This is a genomic window from Winogradskyella sp., assembly GCF_003712105.1.
In the GTDB taxonomy this organism is placed as follows: domain Bacteria; phylum Bacteroidota; class Bacteroidia; order Flavobacteriales; family Flavobacteriaceae; genus Winogradskyella.
Genome location: NZ_RHLG01000001.1, coordinates 422,340 through 443,790, shown reverse-complemented (window position 1 = coordinate 443,790; position 21,451 = coordinate 422,340). Strand labels below are relative to the sequence as shown.

15 protein-coding genes are annotated in these 21,451 nt (G+C 34.4%); 3 read left to right on the top strand and 12 right to left on the bottom strand.

The annotated features are described in order from the left end of the window. The first annotated feature begins 28 nt into the window (after positions 1-28). Positions 29-430 (top strand): heavy metal-associated domain-containing protein, encoded by a 402-nt coding sequence (locus ED556_RS02130; RefSeq protein WP_296318892.1) that lies wholly within the window; start codon positions 29-31, stop codon positions 428-430. A 70-nt stretch (positions 431-500) separates the two neighbouring features. Here ED556_RS02130 and ED556_RS02125 read toward each other — a convergent pair whose 3' ends face one another. From ED556_RS02125 to ED556_RS02115, 3 genes are all read right to left on the bottom strand, one after another. Then, positions 501-800 carry a hypothetical protein gene (locus ED556_RS02125; protein ID WP_296318891.1) on the bottom strand — a complete coding sequence of 100 codons (300 nt, stop codon included), beginning with the start codon at positions 798-800 and terminating at the stop codon, positions 501-503. 129 nt (positions 801-929) lie between these two features. After that, the gene (locus ED556_RS02120; RefSeq protein ID WP_296318890.1) at positions 930-2,396 is read right to left on the bottom strand and encodes a DUF5689 domain-containing protein; all 1,467 of its coding nucleotides are present in this window, start codon (positions 2,394-2,396) and stop codon (positions 930-932) included. 33 nt (positions 2,397-2,429) lie between these two features. Continuing rightward, positions 2,430-5,306, bottom strand: a complete 2,877-nt coding sequence (locus ED556_RS02115; RefSeq protein ID WP_296318889.1) for a TonB-dependent receptor — start codon at positions 5,304-5,306, stop codon at positions 2,430-2,432. A 138-nt stretch (positions 5,307-5,444) separates the two neighbouring features. Here ED556_RS02115 and ED556_RS02110 point away from each other — a divergent pair, with 138 nt between their 5' ends. Further along, positions 5,445-6,503, top strand: coding sequence for an endonuclease/exonuclease/phosphatase family protein (locus tag ED556_RS02110; protein ID WP_296318888.1), 1,059 nt, complete (start codon positions 5,445-5,447; stop codon positions 6,501-6,503). A gap of 64 nt (positions 6,504-6,567) precedes the next feature. Here the strand turns inward: ED556_RS02110 and ED556_RS02105 are convergent, their stop codons facing one another. After that, on the bottom strand, positions 6,568-6,993 hold the full coding sequence (locus tag ED556_RS02105) for a hypothetical protein (RefSeq protein WP_296318887.1): 426 nt from the start codon (positions 6,991-6,993) through the stop codon (positions 6,568-6,570). A gap of 54 nt (positions 6,994-7,047) precedes the next feature. Then, positions 7,048-9,399 (bottom strand): penicillin-binding protein 1C, encoded by a 2,352-nt coding sequence (gene pbpC / locus ED556_RS02100; protein WP_296318886.1) that lies wholly within the window; start codon positions 9,397-9,399, stop codon positions 7,048-7,050. 161 nt (positions 9,400-9,560) lie between these two features. Here pbpC and ED556_RS02095 point away from each other — a divergent pair, with 161 nt between their 5' ends. Further along, positions 9,561-11,372: a T9SS type B sorting domain-containing protein gene (locus tag ED556_RS02095; protein ID WP_296318885.1), complete on the top strand. Its 1,812-nt coding sequence runs from the start codon at positions 9,561-9,563 to the stop codon at positions 11,370-11,372. 8 nt (positions 11,373-11,380) lie between these two features. Here ED556_RS02095 and ED556_RS02090 read toward each other — a convergent pair whose 3' ends face one another. The 7 genes from ED556_RS02090 to ED556_RS02060 all read right to left on the bottom strand — a co-directional run bounded on the left by ED556_RS02090 (position 11,381) and on the right by ED556_RS02060 (position 21,440). Continuing rightward, positions 11,381-11,689, bottom strand: coding sequence for an antibiotic biosynthesis monooxygenase (locus ED556_RS02090; protein WP_296318884.1), 309 nt, complete (start codon positions 11,687-11,689; stop codon positions 11,381-11,383). A 3-nt stretch (positions 11,690-11,692) separates the two neighbouring features. Further along, positions 11,693-17,257, bottom strand: coding sequence for an MG2 domain-containing protein (locus ED556_RS02085; protein ID WP_296318883.1), 5,565 nt, complete (start codon positions 17,255-17,257; stop codon positions 11,693-11,695). A gap of 44 nt (positions 17,258-17,301) precedes the next feature. Further along, the gene (locus tag ED556_RS02080; protein WP_296318882.1) at positions 17,302-18,114 is read right to left on the bottom strand and encodes an SH3 domain-containing protein; all 813 of its coding nucleotides are present in this window, start codon (positions 18,112-18,114) and stop codon (positions 17,302-17,304) included. Between the two features lie 256 nt (positions 18,115-18,370). Continuing rightward, positions 18,371-19,153, bottom strand: coding sequence for a DUF6090 family protein (locus ED556_RS02075; RefSeq protein ID WP_296318881.1), 783 nt, complete (start codon positions 19,151-19,153; stop codon positions 18,371-18,373). Next, positions 19,150-19,959 (bottom strand): DUF6090 family protein, encoded by an 810-nt coding sequence (locus ED556_RS02070; protein ID WP_296318880.1) that lies wholly within the window; start codon positions 19,957-19,959, stop codon positions 19,150-19,152. Before ED556_RS02070 ends, ED556_RS02075 begins: the two co-directional genes overlap by 4 nt. Further along, positions 19,952-20,686 carry a DUF6090 family protein gene (locus ED556_RS02065; RefSeq protein ID WP_296318879.1) on the bottom strand — a complete coding sequence of 245 codons (735 nt, stop codon included), beginning with the start codon at positions 20,684-20,686 and terminating at the stop codon, positions 19,952-19,954. Before ED556_RS02065 ends, ED556_RS02070 begins: the two co-directional genes overlap by 8 nt. Further along, entirely contained in the window at positions 20,679-21,440 is a 762-nt protein-coding gene (locus ED556_RS02060) for a DUF6090 family protein (protein WP_296318878.1), read from the bottom strand. The genes ED556_RS02065 and ED556_RS02060 overlap by 8 nt, the downstream gene beginning before the upstream one ends. Positions 21,441-21,451 lie beyond the last annotated feature (11 nt).

Sequence of the window (21,451 nt, the reverse complement as noted above, 5' to 3'; positions counted from 1 at the left end):
TTGTTTCCAGTTAAGAATAAATCTTGTGATGAAAAATTTAAAAAGTATCATAATACTTGGAGTAGTAGCACTTTTGTTTGTTGCGTGTAAAGACAATGTAGAGCCAGAATTAAAAACTGTAGAGGTTGTAAATAAAGATGTGAAGACGGCATTAGACCCAAATGCCACCTACGCTAAAGTAGAGTTTAATATTGAAGGCATGACTTGTGCTGTTGGATGCGCTAAAACGATCGAGAAGAAAATGGCTAAAATGGAAGGCGTAAAATCTGCTAAGGTAGATTTTGACAAAAAATTGGCTATGGTAGAGTACGATGAAGCTAAAGTAAATCATTCTTCTCTTAAAGAAACCATTGCCAAGGTTAGCAAAATTTATGAAGTTCAAGAGATGAAAACTGTAGACGAGTTTTCTACTGGACAAAGTAATCACTAAAAGGTTTACGAAACCTAAATAGAAATCAAATCATAATATTCGCGCCATTCTTTAAGAATGGCGTTTTTTATTAAATAGCTTGATAAAAAACAGCAATTAGTACTACAAGAATAATTGGCACTACGACCATTTTCCAAGCCTGAATAGTCTTCTTTTTATATTTTGCATTTAACACTAATCTTCTTTTACCATTATAGCGCATCCAGTTTTTTATGTACACCAGTATTATAGCTATAACTATGATTGTAATAGCTTTAGAAGAAGATATTCTCCCAAGATTGAGTTGACTTGAAAATGCCGAAAAGAACGTTCCTAAAAGTAGGTAGAATAAGAACTCTACTATTGAGACATAATGAAATGCTAATGGCATTGACTTCCTGCCAATCTTTGGTTTAATATGGTTTAAAAACGAAATGTAAAAACTATCGAACATTAAGTCAATATATAAAAAAACCACGTCTGTAAATGACGTGGTTTTTAATTTATTTAAACAGTACAATTAGTTACCTGTTACTTCAACATTGTCAACGTGGTATCTCGTAGTAATACCAGGATCAGAACCAGTGTATCTAAACGCAATTCTTACAGTACCTGTTACACAGCTTAAGTTTACTGGACCAGCAGCTTGGAAAGATCCAAAACCGTTCGAAGGACCATTAGGAATTGTAACATCATCTAATAATGACCAGTTAGAATCTGTAGTCGTGTCCACGAAATCTGTAGAAATGTATACAGACATTACTTCTCCACCATTGAAGTTAGTTTGTACATCGAAGTTTAATACATCTTCAGTTGTGCCGTCTAAATCAATTTCTGGTGAAATTAACCATGTATCAATACCGAATTCATCAGTATTAAACGCGTTACCAATAGCGTAAGTGTTTCCTCCAAAACCACTAATACCCCAAGTGTACGAACCACCACTGATGTTAATTAATGTCCAGCCTGCAGCAGTTAAATCACCAGCATTGCTAAAACTCTCAAAGTCTTCCTCAAAAATTGTTGTAGCACCGTTTACAGGAGTATCATCGCAATCTACAGGAGTACCAATAATAAACTCAGCTGGGTCGCAACGATCGTCATTATTAAAATTGATATCCTCAGGAGTATTAATCACTACATTGAATTCGTCACCAAAGAAATTCTTTTGTAATACAGCCGTGACACTACCTCTACCTGCAGGTAATGTTAAGCCTTTAAAATCTGCAAAAGTACTTGTTGCAAATACAGCTGAAGAACCCGAAATACAATCCTCTAAAGTTCGTTCTCCATCAAACTGATCAAATTGCTCAGAAGCAAAAGATAGTGGGCCAGATGTATCTGTACCTAAAGCTTCATTTTTATTAAACTGTACATCTTCTAACTGGATTAATAAGTTGGTTTTATCATCAGTAAAATCAGAAATAGTCATTGGTAAAGGAACAATTGTCGCTAATTCAGAAGAACGTAAAATGAAATTTAATTCATCTGGGAAAGCAATCTTACCTATGCGGTCACCATCTTGTGGGCCAATTGTAAGCACGCCATTAGAGATACCAGCAACTAAACCATTTAATTTTATAAATACTTTTCGTCCAACTTCATAACGTGTAAATAAAGGATTAACATCTATAAGAACACGAATACCTAGTGTAGGGTTTTCAGGAGAATTTTGAAGCACTAATTCTTCAAAATAATTTCCACCTTCATCAGAAGATATTACATATCCTTCGACAAATATATCATTGCCATCTGTAGGAAAAGCAAAAAGTGTATCGTCATCATTATAATCCAGTTGTCCACCGCCTTGCTCTTGAGCTAAGTCGCCAGCCACAGAACTTATAGGAATAATTAATTCTCCATTATTAAATGTAGGTTCTATGATATTAGTGTTAGGAATAGCAAAATCATCATCTTCTACGCAGCCATTAAATACAACTAGCCCAATTAGTAGAAGGATTAATTTATTGATTTTTAAAGTTTTCATTTTCTTATTTTATTTTTTATATCGTGTTTTTAATTAAAATCTTACATATACATTGAGATAGTATGTAGTACCGTTACCAAAAAAGTAACGATTTCCAAACACTGGACCACCAGTATTGTTTTGTTCATCTATTTGACTAAGGTAGTCAATTCGCCTTGATTGTTCAAAGCCACCAGTTCTATAGTCTTGATTAAATACATTGTTAATGGTTGCAAAGAATCCTAAGAAATAGTCACCTACTTTCCAGGATTTACCACCAACAATGTTTACTAACATATAATCATCAAAGCGTTCTTGTCTCAGAATATCTCTTGCAACATCTTCATCAAAATTTGATACACCATAACCGCTAACATTTATTACGCCACTAGTGTCATTCTCTATGATCTGTTCCAAATCATAGGCACTTGGATCTTGACTAAAAAATTCAGAACGTTTTAAAGCACTGGCATCTACATATGCATGAGAAAAGAAATTACTTGTTACACCTATATTCCAAAAATCAGGATCTCTATATTCAAAACCTAATTGAAATGCGCGTTCAGGACCACTAGATACTCGTAAATCTTTCAAATTTGTTTTTCCATTTCCAAATGATAAATCCGTATATAAATTTGTAGAATAATATACATCAGGGTTATTGGTAAAAGTGAATTGTCCTATTGAAGCTACACCTTTAAGTTTAATTGTGGGTGTTACTTGTGCTTCAATACCCAGCTCCATTCCTATATTACGTCTCTCAACATCGGTTATAATTTCTTGTAATAAGCCGTTTCCAGCTTCAGAGAAGAAAAAGTTTACTTCTGTTCCGTCAGTAAAATTTGAATAGTATCCTGTTAATCTTGCCCTTACAATAGGAGATCTAAAGATATAACTTGCATCAACAGATTGAATAGTTTCACTTTCTAAGCCGTTTACTGTTAAATTATTTTGTCTAGCATTACCAAATGAGCTTCTTATACTCGGTGCTTTGGTAAAATAACTTCCATTAACATCGAATAGGTGACGACCAGTAATTTTGTATGTAAAACCGCCTTTTACACCAAAATTATCAAACTCTAGTTTTTCACTTTTACCGAAAGAACTTACTCCAAAAGAATTTCCATCTTGGAAGTAACCGTTTTCAAAAAATCCTTCTCTTTGATAGGTGGTTCTCGAAACATTACCACCTAAATAAAAATCTATTTTATTATATTTAAATTGAGCTTGAACAAAAGCACTAGCTACATCGGCGTTTATGTCATAGTGATATCGATAGATATCATTCTCACCAACAATTCTATTTGGTGTTCTCACATTACTTTGTGCAGTACCAACAGTCCCAATTTGCTGAGCATCTTCATTAAAGGCATCTACGTCAAGATAACCAGTTCCTCCAAGTAAATCTTCTATTCTAGCAAAGTTTTCACTATTTAATATGCGATAATTTACCGCAGCGTTTAAACGAATATTATCAGCAAGATCCGCATCAAGTATTGTATTAAATGTCCATTGTGTGTCTTTAATCACATCAGATTGAAGCGCGTAAACCGAATAGCCTGCAGCTGCATTACCTTGATATAGACGATTCCAATCTAATTGACCATCGTTAACAAACTTCTGTTGTGCTAAGAACGCTTGCTGATAATCTAAAGCTGATGGGTTGGCGTCTTGTAAAAAGAAACTAGGTAGGCTCTGCCAATATTCTGGAGTAGGATTTCTGGCTGCACCATTAAATGTTGTTTGTCCGTTAGTTTGAATGAGTCGAGTACCATTATTATCTATTCTTGTATTGGCTATTTCACCAAATTGATGAGCGACATTTGTATTAAGACGCACCTTGTCTGAGATATCCCAGAAGTGGTTAAGCATAATAATTGGCTCTTCTATCTCTCTTATTCTAGAGTTACGTTGCTCACCATTAATTTCACCCCAAAACGGATTATACTGTCTTCCTTTAAGGTCAAAAACCTCTTGTGTAATAGCCGTAGATCGCCCACGTCTATTTTGAGCGTATATACTCGTAAAGTTAATACTGTGTTTATCATTAATTCGTTTCTCTACAGAACCGAAGAAAGAATTAGCATCATATAATGTACCGTCTATATAGCCTTGATTACCAAAACGTCTAGATAATAGTACTGAATAAGACCAACCATCATCTAGCAGTCCAGAACTATAACTAGCCATAACACGTCCTTGATAACTTCTGTTCGCCGAGGCGTAAGATAGACGACCACCTTTTCTGTATTTAGAAGCACGCATTACAATGTTATTTGTACCCGCTAAATCACCAAAGTTGTAATCATTAGCAGACATGCCCATTGTAAATTCTTGGTTACGCTGTACATCGTTTAAACCACCCCAATTCCCCCATTGCGGACGCCCGTTAAACTGTTTGTTCATTTCAACACCATTGATAAGGACTTTACCATTAGCATTATCCAAACCTCTTGGTCTAAAGAATGTAGCACTAAAATCAAAAGCTGCAGCACTTAAAAACACATCTCTTGATGCTTGTAAAAGCCCAGAGACATTATCTGTAAGACCATCATCTTCACTGTTGAGGTTATCGTCAGAAATAGAAATAGTGTACAAATCCTTTTTGTCTGTAGGATCAAAATCTAACGTCATACCAGAAATATCAACGGTCTGACCCTCATTTACAACAATAGGATAGCGTTTGGCAGTGTAACCTACTTTTTCAATTTTAAGAACTTGTTCACCTAAAGGGACGTTTGATGTAAAGCTGAATTCGCCATTAGAATCCGTTGTTACAGCAAAAGTTGTACCTTCAATGGTAACAGTCACATCAGGAATAGGTTCTCCTGTAGTTCCATCTAAAACGCTACCTTTAATTAGTGTCTGTTGAGCAAAACTCACTAATGAAAAAGCCATTCCAAATAGAAAGAATAAAAAACTTTTTTTCATGCCTAAATTTTAATAATTGATTTAATTTAAGAAACCCTTAACGATTTTTTAAAGGCGGACAAAGTTACATTATTTATTATAATTACATACTTTTGGCAAGCAAATTGCTATAAGCTTTACAATTAGATAACATAAACAATGAAACCAATAAAAATACTTCTAATTTTAATTACATTTTCTTTAACATTAAATGTAGTAGCCCAAAAAGAAAAACGTTTTAAAATACATACCATAGCGTTCTACAATTTAGAGAATCTTTTTGATACCATAAACGACCCATTAAAGAATGATGAAGCGAGTCCAATTATGGAGATGAGTGCTTCTAATAGAAGCGAGATATACAAGAAAAAAGTTAAAGGAATGGCTCGTGTTATAGCAGATATTGGACGTAGTCAAAGTAAAAATTCTCCAGCAATTATTGGTGTTTGTGAGATTGAAAACCGAAAAGTTTTAGAGGATATTGTTAATGATCCTTTACTCTTAGGTAAAGACTATGGAATTATTCATTTTGAAGGTCCTGATGCAAGAAGTATCGATGTAGCATTGTTATATCAAAAAGAATTATTTCGACCTATAAATACAAGTTCTCACGAGTTAAAGATATTTGATGACCAGACCAAGAAGCGTAAATACACTAGAGATCAATTATTAGTTAGTGGTGAGCTTGAAGGTGATTTAATACACGTTATTGTCAATCACTGGCCATCTCGAAGTGGTGGTGAGGCAAGAAGTAGACCAAAACGTGTAGCGGCTGCAAAAGTGAGTAAACGATTAGTAGACTCTTTACAATCTATTGACCCATATGCTAAAGTATTTGTCATGGGAGATTTAAATGACGACCCAACAAATGCAAGTGTAAAAGATGTCTTAAAAGCTTATAAAAAGAAAAAAAGAGTACCACTAAAAGGAATCTACAACCCTTACGAAAGTATGTTTAGAGACAAAGGTTTTGGCACTACTGCCTATAGAGATGCTTGGAGTTTATTTGACCAGATTATGGTTACTAAACCACTTTTAGATAAAGATTATTCATCTTTTAGATATTACAAGGCTGGTATATACAATAAACAATACCTTACCAATAAAAGGGGACGATGGAAAGGTTATCCGTTTAGAAGCTTTGCCGATGGTGGATACACGGGCGGATTTAGTGATCACTTTCCGGTATATGTGTATGTAATTAAGGAAGTAGAATAAAGAATACTTACTATAAAAATTAAAGGCCTCAAATTAATTTTGAAGCCTTTTTTAATTTCATGTCTTAGAACCATTGATTCCAGGGTATCATACTCAGAACTAAAATTAGGGCTAACGTATAAAAAATCGATAATACCTTAAATTTTGGTTTTGAAACCAATTTCTTTTTATGTTTAGAATAGCCTATAGTTACTAATGCAACAGCTATAATCATTGTAGTTGGGTGCTCAACGGCTAATTTTCTAATAGCACCATTTTTCATGACTTCTCCAACAGACATTTCATCAAAATAACCTCTAGTAAACCAGAAAATGATTCCTATTAGTAGTTGAATATGCATTGTTATTAATGCAAACAATGATATTCTAAAATCTTTAGCATCAAATTCTTTATCGCCAAAAAATTTGAGAAGTGCATTAATAGTAGCTAATACCAAAACTACCAAAACTAAATAGGCCCAATACGAATGAATAAACTGAAGAACTTCCATAAGTGTATTTTTATATTACATGGCAAAAATACACATTCAGAATTATAGAAACCATTATTCCGAAATAGTAATTTTATGTTTTAATTCGTTGCCCAATGCATCAACAACTGTAATGGTATGCTCTCCGACTCTTGGTAAAATTGCCATGTCATGAATATCTTTTGTCTTCCCAACATATGTTTCATCTACATACCAAAACAATTCTAACTCAGGTTTTGAGTGTGCAATCTTTAGGATTAAGTCATTGGTTTTACCATCAAAATCTTTCGGTAAAAAAATAGTGCTTTGCTGTGATGGATATATAAATTCCATTTTAGCCGTTGACTGTTCTTCACAATCACTTCGGAATGGTGGAGGTTCTTTATAAAAAGGATTTTTGGTTTTGTAATAATGTGCTTGTAGTGGTGGTAATGTAAACCAAGCCTTACTCTTAATATTTGAAACAGCTTCGCATGAAGCATTAACTTGAAATTGTTCCGAATTATCTAAATGTATAAGTTTATGAAATGGACAAGGTGAAGTCTTTTTACCACTAAGCTGAATAAAAGATTTGGAGGTTTCATCACAAATTGAAGATGCGCGATAACCGCTTTTAGTACAGATATCGACTTCAAGCATTTCATCATAAGGTTTGCCAAACCAATCACTTTTTGGTAATAGATCAAACACATCAAACAATATTGGAGCAGCTGTTTGTACACCTACTAAACCAGGTCGGCCTTCACCATCTGCATTACCAACCCAAACACCAACTACATAATCTTGTGTTACACCAATTGCCCATGCATCTCTAAAACCAAAACTAGTTCCAGTTTTCCAAGCGATGTCTTGTGAGGAGTCATAGTATTCCCAGCTATCATCTTCTTCAGGGCGATTTACTTGCTTCATACTCTCAAAAGTGTGATAAATAGATGCGGCATCAAAAATAGTTTTTTCAGAATTTAATTGCCCAAAATCAATTACGGCACTATTTGACAATGTAGGCTCACAAAATTCATTTGAATAATACTGACTAGAATTAGCATTAAAGTGATTTATAGTTGAAGCCATTGCACTATAACTTTTACATAAGTCCCACAAGTTACTTTCTGCACCACCAAGAATTAAGGACAACCCATAATGATTGGCATTATATTTTACGTCCTTAAGGTTTAATTGTTTTAAGTATTGATAAAAGCGGTCCAAGCCAAAGCTTTGTAATAGTCGTACAGCCGGAACATTTAAGGAACGTGAAAGTGCTAGATCTGCTGGTACAGCACCATCGAATTCTTTATTAAAATTTTCGGGCTGATAACTCCCAAATTGAGTTGGAACATCAGGTACCAAAGTATTTGGTAAGATATCTCCAGCATCTAACATAGATGCGTATAAAAAGGGTTTAAGAATGCTTCCAGTACTTCTAGGCTTATTAATAATATCTACATGATTTTGATGTTTTTTGTCTGTCGGAGAATTACCAATATAACTAAGTACTTTACGGGTTTTCACATCGAGAACTAATACCGAAATATTATGAATTTCGTTTTGTTTTAATTGATTGTAATGTTGCTTTACAATTGTATTAGCTTGTTCTTGAAGACGAATGTTAATCGAAGTTTCAACACGCTTACCCTTATCTTTTTTAGCAATTTTTTGAAGTAAGTGTGGTGCAATTTGAGGTAAAGGATATGGCTTTTGAGGTAATACTTCAACTATAGATAAATTATAAGTGAGTTCACCAATGGTGCCATTCTCAAAAAGCTTTTTCAAGAGTCGATTCCTTTTTTTTAGTAATCGTTCTTGGTTTTTTCCAGGGTAAATTAAACTAGGTGCATTTGGTAAAACAGCCAATGTTGCACTTTCTGCCCACGATAAATCAGACGCATTACGATTAAAGTACCGCCATGCTGCTGCGTCTATTCCTACGACGTTTCCGCCAAAAGGTGCATGACTCACATAGAGTTTTAAAATGTCTTCTTTTGAATGCCTTAATTCCAATCTTGTGGCAAGAATTAGTTCCTTGAATTTTTCTAAATAAGTACGTTTTTTGCCCTTTCTAGATAGACGAATAACTTGTTGAGTAATGGTGCTGCCGCCTCGTTTTATTTCCCCTGAACTTATATTTTGCTTTAATGCTTTAACTATTGAAATAGGATTAAATCCAGGATGTTTGTAAAAGTAATCGTCTTCAAACAAAAGAATACAGGTTTTAAATTTTTCAGGAATACTATCACTTTGAGGAAATCGCCACTGACCATCATCAGCTATTAATGCTCCAAGTAACTCATTAGAGTTACTGGTGATGACTGTTGCTGTCGGGTCTTTAAATAATTGCTTTGGTAAACAGAAATAGTACACAACAATAAGAGCCAAACTTATCAATGATTTTAGCTTATTTCTCTTGAAAAATGTTTTTAACCTATACATCAACTATACAAACTAGTAATAATTGTTTTTTCTGTTTTTAACCGTCACAATTTCGACAAATTAATCTATATATTTAAACGTGCGAAATCGTCATTCAGACTTTAATAGCTTTATTTTTTAAGATATTTCTAACGTTTTTCAGCATATAGAAAAAAAGTAAAATGCTCAGGTATAATATAGCATTGTTTTTAATCTTACTAACAGGTATATCCTTTGGTCAAGTTATTTTAACACAAACCCATAATGATGCAACAATTGGTATTGATAGAAAAGCATGGAATGGCTTAGGCAATATAACTCAACATAGTGACGGTTATGCCCATGATTTTACATTACCATCAAGCGCAAACCCTTGTGAGGAGATCTCAAGTATAAGTATAGAAATAAACTTTACAGGTTACTCTAATAATAATGTATGTCCGCATTATCTAACCTATTTCAATATGTTTTATGGGTGTACAACTTACGTTGGTGGTGCTACATGTTTACCTGCTACAAATTTGATTGCAGAACCTAATTACCCTGTAAATGTAAATCCTCCTACTTTTAATTATGGAAATCCATTGGGTAGCCCGCTTAATTCTGGTATTCAGCCAGATTTTGGTGATAATTTGAGTATTGACATAATTCCAGTTTCAGACCCTGGTTGTAATCCTGTTAGCAACGGGCATATTAGTCATCAATACACCATAACAGTCACCGTTACGATCACCGACACAACTCCTGTAGCGCCGACAGGATTAGAATGTTGGGAAACGGCCACGCTTAATACTATGAGTTGCATGTGGGAAGTTACAGGTACACAACCAACAGCACCAACTGGCTTGGAATGTTGGGAAACAGCAACCTTTAATGATGTCAGCTGCATGTGGGAAGTTACAGGTACACAACCAACAGCACCAACAGGCTTGGAGTGTTGGGAAACAGCCACGTTTAATACTATGAGTTGCATGTGGGAAGTTACAGGCACACAACCATTAGCACCAACAGGCTTGGAATGTTGGGAAACGGCAACTTTCAATACTGTAAGTTGTATGTGGGAAGTTACAGGCACACAACCATTAGCACCAACAGGCTTGGAGTGTTGGGAAACGGCAACTTTCAATACTGTAAGTTGCATGTGGGAAGTTACAGGCACACAACCAACAGCACCGACAGGCTTGGAATGTTGGGAAACAGCAACCTTTAATGATGTCAGCTGCATGTGGGAAGTTACAGGCACACAACCATTAGCACCAACAGGCTTGGAGTGTTGGGAAACGGCAACTTTCAATACTGTGAGTTGTATGTGGGAAGTTACAGGCACACAACCAATTCAAACGACAGAAGAGTTTGTAAGTCTGTGTGAAGGAGATGATTTACCTCTAGTTGCTAATTCATCTATTTCTAATCCTCAATATTTGTGGGATTCGGGTGAAATGACACAGTCTATTTCTGTTGATACAAGTGGTATTTATCAAGTAGAAGTAACAGATGGTTGCTTAACAGACATAATTATTTTTAATGTCAGTGCAATCGAAGTTCCTGTTATAGATAGTATTGTTTCTAATCAAAGTTCCATTACTGTGAATGTTTCTGGCAGTGGCATCTACCAATATTCTTTAGATGGTATAAACTATCAATCAAGCAATATATTTAGTAATGTTACCACAGGTCTTTATACAATATATGTTAGGTTTGACGATTGCAACTTTAGTGTTACACAAGAGTATTTTCATTTATATATACAAAAGTTTATAACGCCAAATGGCGATGGGCGAAATGATTTCTTCTCATTAAACTTAGATACGCATTTTTCATCTACTGAAGTATATATATTTGACCGATATGGAAAATTATTGTACTCAGCCGTAAATACAGACGCCAATTGGGATGGCACATATAATGGACAAAACCTACCTACTTCAGATTATTGGTATTATATAGTTTTAGACAACCAAAAATTTACTGGGCATTTTACATTAAAGCGATAGTCTTTACCTCAGCGTTTATAGTCATATTCACGCTCAACTTTACAAATTCTAACTTTGTACCAATTGTACCATTGCTCGCGTCCTTTTTGTTGTGCCAAAAGATGCTCAGAATTAGCTTTCCATTGTTTAATGGCATCTAAGCTTTCCCAATAACTAATCGAGATACCTATAGAGCCTTTAGCACTTTCAAAGCCCAAATACCCATCTTGTGTTTTTGCTAAATCTTCCATTTTCTGTGCCATTTCAGAGTAACCCTCTATGATTTCTCCATGTGTTGAGGAGAAAATCACGGCGTAATAAGATTTGTTTTTATTCATCATTTACTTTTCAACAGTGACCCAACGGCCTTTATTTCTTACTAAATAATCATTGTCGTACATAGCTTCTGCTTGTGCTCCAGGAAGATAATAAGTTCCTAAATAAGACGCATTAAGTAATACGGTAAAGGTTTTAGTACCATATTTTCCTTTAGGCTTCATATCGAAGTAAAAATTGACACGATCGTCTCTAATATCTGTATATCGAGCCTTGCTAACTGTAGTATCTCCAAAGTCGGTAAAACGCGTGTTTACGATATCCCAACCCGATGGGAAAATTTGAGTTAAAGCTACATCTTTAACTGTTTCATTATTGAGGTTGGTAATACTTACTGTAGCTGTAAAATCTTGTCCTTGCTGTAATTTTGAAACATCAATTCTATTGCCTTGCAAATCTCTAAATATTGTAGAAATAGAGAAGCCACGTTTTACGGGTAATTCTTCTCCTAACTTCAATTTTCCAGAGTTTAATACTCGTACATAAATCACATTACCATCTTTATTTTCAATCGTAATATTGTTGCTGCCATCAACTACAGGTATTTCGCGTTGAGCAATACCTTTTTTGCTCGATATGGTTTCCGTTTTTCCGTTTATAGAATAGCTTAGACTTAAATCCTTACCGCCATTTTTGGTTATTAACTTTCCAATCGAAAGCAAACAATATGCGGTAGTTTGTGTACTCATCCATTGGTCGCTAGACAATGATTTACCAATTGATTTTGCCATATCAGCTGCCTTAGGGTTATTTGTTATCAGCATTGTTTCTAGAGCCATAGCTCTGTTTCTATCCAACGAACCATAGGTGTAGTAATTAGATTTTGGAGGAGCAAAATCTATATTTGCTGTTTTAGAGATTGCATCACTAGCCTCTTTTTGTCCTGCTAAAGCATAAGCAGCTGCTAATCGCCATTTGGCGTCATTAGACAGTTCTGTGAACTCTCTAAGTCGATTCATACTTCCTAAATCAGGACTGCCTGCAAGAGCCAAGGTATACAATCTGTAGGCTTGGGCTAAATCATTACGATAGTATCTATAACTTGGTCTCCAATCTCTAGCAGCTTGTTTTTGGTAACGTATCCAATTGCTTTTAAAAGTTAGAGGTAGTACATAACCCTTTTTCTCTGCTTCGAGCATAAAATGTCCTGCATAACTAGTGCCCCAATCGTTAGCACTGTTTTCTCCAATCCAATAACTTAATCCACCATTAGGTTGTTGAAAATTAGATAATCTATTAATACCACTTTTAATGTTCTCTTGGATGTCTTTTTTCTTATTAAGGGTTAAATCAAAAATGTCTTCTAAGAACAATTGTGGAAACACACTCGAAGTGGTTTGCTCAACACAGCCATGAGGATAACGTATGAGATATGCTAATCGTTTATTGAAATCCATTGGCGGTAATGTTGAAAATTCTACTGTTGCAGAGTTTGTTCCTGAGACTCCAAAAGTTGTAAATGATACATCTTGCGTGGCATTTGCTTGAAGTTCCTTATCAATAATTTTTGAAGTTATTGGATTAGGATTTTCTACATCTATCTCAACGTTATAAGTCGATTTTTCACCGTGACCAGATGCAACAACTTCAATAGTATTTATGCCTTTTGCTTTAGATACATCTAACTCAAAATAAGCCATTTTTTCATCAGGATTATTAAATTTTAAGGTCTGTGAAGCCTCACCCTTTACAGAAATGCCATCACTGAGTTTTAGTTGAAGATTAACGTTCTTCACTTTGTTTTCCATTGCAAAAACAGTCACAGGTAGTGTTACTTTTTCACCCGGACTTAACTTTCTAGGAAGAGTTGCCAATACCATTAAGGGTTGTTTTACCTGAACTGATTTTTCAGCATTACCATAAGCTTCAGCAGTATTATTTCCTGCGATAACCATGGTTCTAACAGCACCTACATAGTTTGGCATTTTAAGCTTATGTGTGTTGGTTTGGTCTCGATCTAAAGTAAATGGACCTAGGTAAGTCACTACGGGTTTAAATCTGTTTGCCTTTTTGTTTTTAGCCTTAGCAGCACTACCGTCACCGCCAATAGCAAATACTTGATCAATGCTTCCAGAATATGCCCCAATTACATCATCAAAAATATCCCAGGTTTTTACACCCAAAGCTTCACGAGCGTAGAAACTATCCCAAACATTTGGTGTTTTATATCTAGTCAAATCTAACAGACCTTCTTCTACAACAGCAATGGTGTATGTCATTGCTTTGTTATCTTTTTCTGAAACTTTGATCTCATAGTCACTTTCTGGACGAATCTTATCAGGCATACTAATTTGTGGAGATAATCGTGTTCCAGGATTTTCAACCAACATTGGGATAACACCATATAAACGAATTGGTAAATCGTTAGTTGTTACATCATGCGGCTGAAGCAAGGAAATATTTAAAAACACATTCGGTGCCATGGCTGCAGTTACAGGAATGTCTATTGTAGTCTCTCCAGGTTTTGTTTCTACCCATTTGTAATCGATCACTTCACTGCCGTTTTCGATACTAACTAATGCGCGACCTTCACTTCCAGATGGGAATGTTAGTTTTGCCGTTTCACCAACGTCGTAATTATCTTTATCTGTAGAGAAGACCAACATTTTCGCAGCATCTTTATCTGCCGAAGGTGTTGTTTGCCACCAGTTTTTATAGAAATAAACGGTACGGCCAGTAGCATGACCACTCTTAGGGTCTAAAACTCTAATGAGGTAGCGACCACGATCTCTTTCAGGGATATTAAGCTTGAAGTTTGCTTTTCCTTTACTGTCGGTATCTATAGTGAATTGCTGAATAGGTCTGTGATATGTGCTAGACACATAACGCGATAGGTTATCGTAAGATGAGTTCCACCACCAACGCCACTCAATTTTATATACTTTAATTTCTAATCCTTTTCTTGATTGAGGTTTACCATCAGAGTTTACAGTAGCAATATCGAACGTGTGGTTTTCATCAGTATAATACGACCCGTAATTAGTGCCTTCAGGTGATTTTAATCCTACAAAACTATCGTACGGCGCATAAGGCATGGTAAATGCATCTAACGAAAAGTCACCGCCATTTTCAAAGGCTCTGACCAAAAACTGTGCATTAAGCATTCCAGGTGCGTTTTTGCCAATATTGAGTTTGCGATTAATTTTAGTGTTACCATTAGCATCTAGATTTCCTTCGAACACAATAGTTTCTTCGGTTGAAAATCTTCGTGTTGGGTCAGAAAATATATAATCCTTATACCCTTCAAAACTTGTGCTTCTTGATGTGAATTTTGCTTTAACTTCAGCCTTAATATTTTTGGCAGGCGCACCATGCAACCAAGCTACATTCAAATCACCTTTAAGTGGTAAATTGTTTGTTAAGACTTCATTTTCAAAATCTATTTTGATTTTTAATCGATTAGGCTTTACCGTTTCAATTTTAAGTGTTTTAGAAAATGTCGCACCTCCAACAGATACTTTAGCGTAGTAGTTTCCTGTTTTGTATTCTGCAGTTGTAGGTACTTTAAAATCGTAAAAATGATTTACATTATCTACGGATACATGACGATGTACTAGCTTACCAACTGGATCAGTAATTTCTAATTTTACTGGGTGGCGTTGCGGTAATTTATTGGCATTATCATTAAGCACAAATGTTAGAAATAGACTGTCGCCTGGTCGCCAAACACCACGTTCGCCATAAATATAGCCCTTAAGTCCGCGTTGTAATTTTTTACCTGACACATTAAACTTACTTAAGGATAAAGAATTACCATCCATTAATTTCACATAGCTCGTATTTGCACCCTTTTTAGCAATAGCGAAAGCCGCGCGCTTGTCGGACTCTATTTCTGTGATACCATCTAGATTGGTAATGCCTTTTACTAGTAGTTGCTGCTGGTAATTATATAGACTTACGCTTACACCTGTTTCTGGATCGGTAGATAAAATATCTGTAACGGCAAATAAATATTTGTTTGCAGTACCTTTTTTAGCAACTACACCTAAGTTTGAAGCAATGAGATTTTGAGAAACAATTCTACTGGAGTAGTTGTAATAAGAATCTGTACATGGATTATCCTTATCGCGCCACCTGTAGTTAGTATTACGATAATTGTAATTAATGTTATCCCAATAATCTTCTTCTAACTGATTTTGCTGCTCTTCCGTAATGTCTTCCGAAGCATAGTAATCATCGTCATAATAGTCATCATAATAATCCTCTTCTGAAGATTCCGAAACATTTGCCTTACAATCGTATAACGAATAGTCGCGTTTAAAACTTAATTCTACTCTATAAATTGCACCAACATCTGCTGTAAAAAATCGTGATAAATCTATACTATAAGACTTCCATTTACCTGTGTTTTGAGTTTCATCTTCAACAAGTGTTATGGTTTCTTTAGCAATACGACGTCCAACATTGCGAATACCATAACGGTCGTTACTATTTATGTTGTTGTTTTGTAAAAACTGTAGAACGTTATCTTCAAAAATCTTGATGACTCTCACATCGACCTTACTAAGGTTTACTGCTTCAAAATTGAACTTTAAGTCTTTAGAATTTGGTAAAATAGTACCGTTACCAAGAAGTCGTACCTGAGGTTTAAGCGACTCAAAAGTTAAACGCTCAGAGAAGTTGCTTTTCAACTTAAAACCATCAGTATTAATAATTCCCGTAAAGACATCAACTTGTATATCACCAACAAGTTTGACATCTGGATAGACTTTAAGTACATTACCATCCACAACATATTTTGGATTTTTGGATTTTTGGATTGTAACTAAACCCGCAAAATTTTGTTGTTTTTTTAATGGGTCCGAAAAGTTGATAGATAGATACTGTTCTGGAGACTGAAATACTTCCGTATCTACAATAGTAAAGTTGTTTTTACCTGGAATGGTAATAGAATTTTCGCCTTTATTTTCGGCATCGATAGCACTACCATTCCAGGATACATCAATTTTACTATCTTCTACAAAGCGTTGTACGCTATCTATTTTAAATTCGAAATATTTTGAAACATCTGAAGCTTCATTCCAAACCAGCTTTAAGTTTTTTCCCTTTTGGGAAGCAGACACTAATTTTTTAGCATCTTCTAATGTAATAACATCAGCCGAGCGTAATTGTGCTAGTACATATTGCCAATCTTTGCTATACGATTGCAAATCGGCAGTATTAATATTAAAACTCGGTGTTATGGTTTTAAACTGAAAGGTATAAGATTTAAACTCTTTCGGAATCTTATTAAAAACCTTTCCGATTTGTACAGTAACGGTATATTCAGTATCAGAATCAAGCGATTCATCTGGTGTAAATAAAAGAGTGGTTTTATTTAGGGCTTGTAATTTACCCTGAACATAAGGTTTTATTTTAACCAAATCAGTATCTAAATCTTGCCCCATTTCCCAGGATTCGACCTCATCTGCAAGAACAATTTTAATTGGGCTAGCGACTGAAACCACACCAGACGTTGTGTAACTTATATAATCCCTAAACTTAAAAATGTTATCTGTGTCTACTTTTTCTTTACAGGCCGCAACTAGCACAAGGATGGCAAGGGCAGTAAATAACTTTCTGATTTGCATGATTTAGAATATTACTGTGATACTGTTGTTGTTAAAAAATACTGCTACGCCTTTAAAGGTAACTCAAAAATGATAATTTTTTCAGTCTTATAGCCATCAATATCTGTCATAAGAACTTTAAGCTTTATCTGGCTCGGTACTATATTAAAAGACACATCATCATTAGTTTCTAAGTGTGCTTTTAGCTTAGCGTCGTCAATGGTTCCGAATCGTTTGCTATCTTTTTTAGAAAGCACTTTGGTTTTAAATACATTATCTGAAGACGGTAACATCTTTAGAGGCTTCCAGCTTGAATTGTAGTGTTGAAAATCTATAACCTCAACATCTCCATCTTTAGATTTCGTTGCAATACTATTTCTGTAGCTTTGAAACACTTCGATAGTTCTATACTCTTGATGATGCTTTACTTTAAGGTATCTATCTTCTAGTGATATACCTTGTTTAATACTGAATAAAGTTGATGTATCATTAACTGTTTTTAATTCTGCATCTCTACCTAATTCATCTATAAAAACAGTGAAAGCATCTGAGTACACTTTAAGCGGACTTTCTATTTTGCTTTCGGTTAGGTAACCATTAAAAATGTAGCCTTCTCTAAAGTACTCGCCAGCTTCAGGACCTTTTATTTTTACCCATTGCCCTGACACTTTTTTATTTTTGTCCTTAACATCTAAAGACAAATCTGTATACTCAATAACTTCTACTGCTGTACCGTAATCTAATATGCCAATTTTGGTAGCACCTTGATTTGGTTGTTCTCTTATTACTAATCCGTTTTCTGCAAATACATACTGGATATCTTGGGCAGATGCAACACTTAGTGCAAAACATGCCACTACTAAAACTCTTAAAAACATAATGTGTGGATTTTAAATTAATACTTGTTCTCAGTTGAATGAGAACTTTAAAATCAAGATGTAGGCCTATTCTTGTTAAAAGAGATACGCGTGAGTTTTAACATTTAGATTTTGAGGTCTTGTTAAATTGTTCTTAAAGTTGAAGAAGGTGACTGTTTATAGTGCTTTTGAATTAATTTGTGGATTCCTGCCTACGCAGGAATGACAAACAGTTTTATTTTTTTGTATTAATTAACAGTGACTATTTCTGAAGAATTTAATCGTCTTCTAAAGCCTTTTGTATATCGGAAATTAGAGCTTTAGCCTTTTTATTAGTATCTCTAAAATAGACAAACAGAAATAGATGACGCCCATAGTTTTGTTTAAGGTAATTACGAGCTTCAATTGTAGAGATGAGGTCAATAATCTTCTGGTTTTGCTCATCCGTAGATTTAATTTTAGGGAAAGTGACATCTAATGCACGACCCGTATAATCGGTATTAAAAACCGCATCTATTTCAATCTCTTTTGCAAACTTGTCCCAGATACCGATGTCCTTTCTGGTAGTTTCTCGAATTTCGTATTCGGTATTTTTTTCGATACGTTTTTTGGTAATGGTATAATAATCGGCAATTGCTTTATAAAGATTATCAAACCCAATTAATTTTGATTGTGCCGAATTTTGAATTTTTTGAAACGTACGGTCATTGATATAGAAATCGAAATAACCACCATCTATAGCCATCTTAATAGAATCCATGTCTTTAAGCGTGTAAGAGGTTTTGAATAATATCCATTCTTCAAGTTTTAATCTTCGTTTTAATTTGGTTTCAGCATTTTCTAAATAGAGTGTGTCTGAAGCCAAATCATTAATCATTTCGTTGATGAGTATTTTGGAGTCGGATACTGATTTTCTATGATCATTCCAATTATTAATTTGGAGTGCTAATAGAATACCAATCATTACAAGAATAATCTCGCCAATAGCATATTTAAAGTATTTTCCCATTTTGTTTTCTTGGATTAGTGTGCGACGGATATGACGGAAGAATTTAATCATTGATTTTCATTATTAATTTCTTCTAAAAGTGAAATAAGGTTATTCAGTTGCTTCTTTATTGGTTTTAAATCATTCATTTTTCCTTCCTCATTACCGATTAGATACCTTAAATCTTTTTTTAAACTCTCGTCCGTGCGTAACTCATCTATTACAGATTTTGCAATATTAATATCCAGATCAATATTGCATTTGTCAGGTAAGCTTATGAGATAACTGTTTCCTTTTTTTAGATATATATCGCCACAATTCATTCGAATCTGTGTTTGAATATCATCTGGCATTTTTCCTCTTAGATTCTCTCTATACTTATTTTTAAATGTAAAGGTTCCAGATTCAGCCCATTCAGCATCATAATATCTAATTAATGCAGTTTTTATACTGTCATTTTGTAGGAGATTTATTTGACCAGAAGCAATTAATTCTTTAAAAGTTGATTCTGCTGAATATGAATCTGTAAATTGACTTGCCTGATACATATCTATTATATTTTCAACAGGATTATCGGCAGCCTTTGAAGAATTTTCGAAAACTGCTATTGCCCTTTTTGCATGAAAAGTAACTTGATTAGAATAATTAATAATAGCCTCAAGAATTTGTTCTTCTTCTCTTACATCATCTAAAAGTCGTTTATAGTATAAAGATTCTAAGTCTGTATTAAGACGATTCTGATTCCAGTTGTTAATCTGTAATGCCAATAAAATTCCGATCATTACAAGAACAATTTCACCAATAGCGTATTTAAAGTATTTTCCCATTTTGTTTTCTTGGATTAGTGAGCGACGTATATGACGGAAGAATTTAATCATGCTTGCTCAATTCTATTTCTATAAGTTTTACTATAGAGTCATTATGTTGTTCTACACTTTTTAATCTATTTATAGCCGTCCGGGTCACCCATAAACGGTCTACAGTTATATTTTGGAATTCTTTATTTCTTAAAAATCCAACAGTATCGATAGGATGGAATTCCTGACCATAGTTTTTATTTTCATTTATTATTAGAGGTATATACTGTTGGTGAATTTTTCTTTGTTCTATCACCAATTCATCCAAACCTCTTTCATTACCGTCGTAGAATTTATAGGTTATAGGAAACCGTTTAATTGTTTGTTTTAAATTGTTATTTGATATTAAATCTAAATTTAAATCGGTCTGAGTTTCAGTCGTAGCATATAATAATTCAACATTTGGCGTGTTTAAATTTTGAATAGAATCAAAAATTTTATCAGAAGGTATTTCAACATTTGGCCCAGTGTGCCTAAGTATCACGTCTAGATGTTTTAGTTCTCCCTCATAGGCTTTTTTAAAATAACTTATTCCTTCTTTATTAGCCATGAAATCATGGAGTAACTGTTTTAAGTATACTTTTTCTTGCTCCATGAGCTTCGATTTATCACTCCAATTATTAATCTGCAATGCTATTAGGATTCCGATTACTACAAGCAGAATTTCACCAATAGCGTATTTAAAATATTTTCCCATTTGATTTTTCTGGATTAGTGAATGACGAATATGTCTAAAGAATTTAATCATCTCTTTGCTTTTGAGAAGAAGTTATCAATTCTAAAATCTCTTGTGTTTTGGTTCTAACACCAATAGACTGTTCATTAGTGTATGGCGTCATACCAAGAATCCGGGCAATATGGTCTTCGAAGTCTGGATGGCTGAGCAGATTGGTGAAATCGGCTTTAGGAATAAGGTCTTCTAAATCTGAGAAATCGCTTAGTTCTTTTCCTATTGTAAAGCGTAATCTAAGCTCTTCATCAAATAAAAATTGCGTGCTCAAACCACCAATTTGATAGTTAGCTACAAGAAATGGAAATAATTGTTCTTCCGTAATCCTAAAAATATTCATTTCTTCTTCATTTAGTTCTTTTAAAAAACTTGGATATGACGAAATGCTATTTCGCAACTGAGGATTACTCAATAGATAAAGCTTTCCAGAGTTAATGAGTTCATTACTTACACCCAATTGCGGATCGAAAGTTGGTCTGAGAACAACGCGTGATAAATGATAATCTATACTATCAGGAGAAAGATTCTCAGGAGGGTTTTGAGTATAGCTTAGCAGTTTTATGCATGATTTTATTACATCGTCCCTTAAACTTATTTTACTTTCAATTTGTTCTAAATTACTACCGTACTCTGAAAATAATTGAGTTAAGATTTCTTGCTCCTGAGCCCTGTTTTTTCGATTCTCATTCCAATTATTAATCTGCAATGCTATTAGGATTCCGATTACTACAAGCAGTATTTCACCAATAGCGTATTTAAAATATTTTCCCATTTGATTTTGGT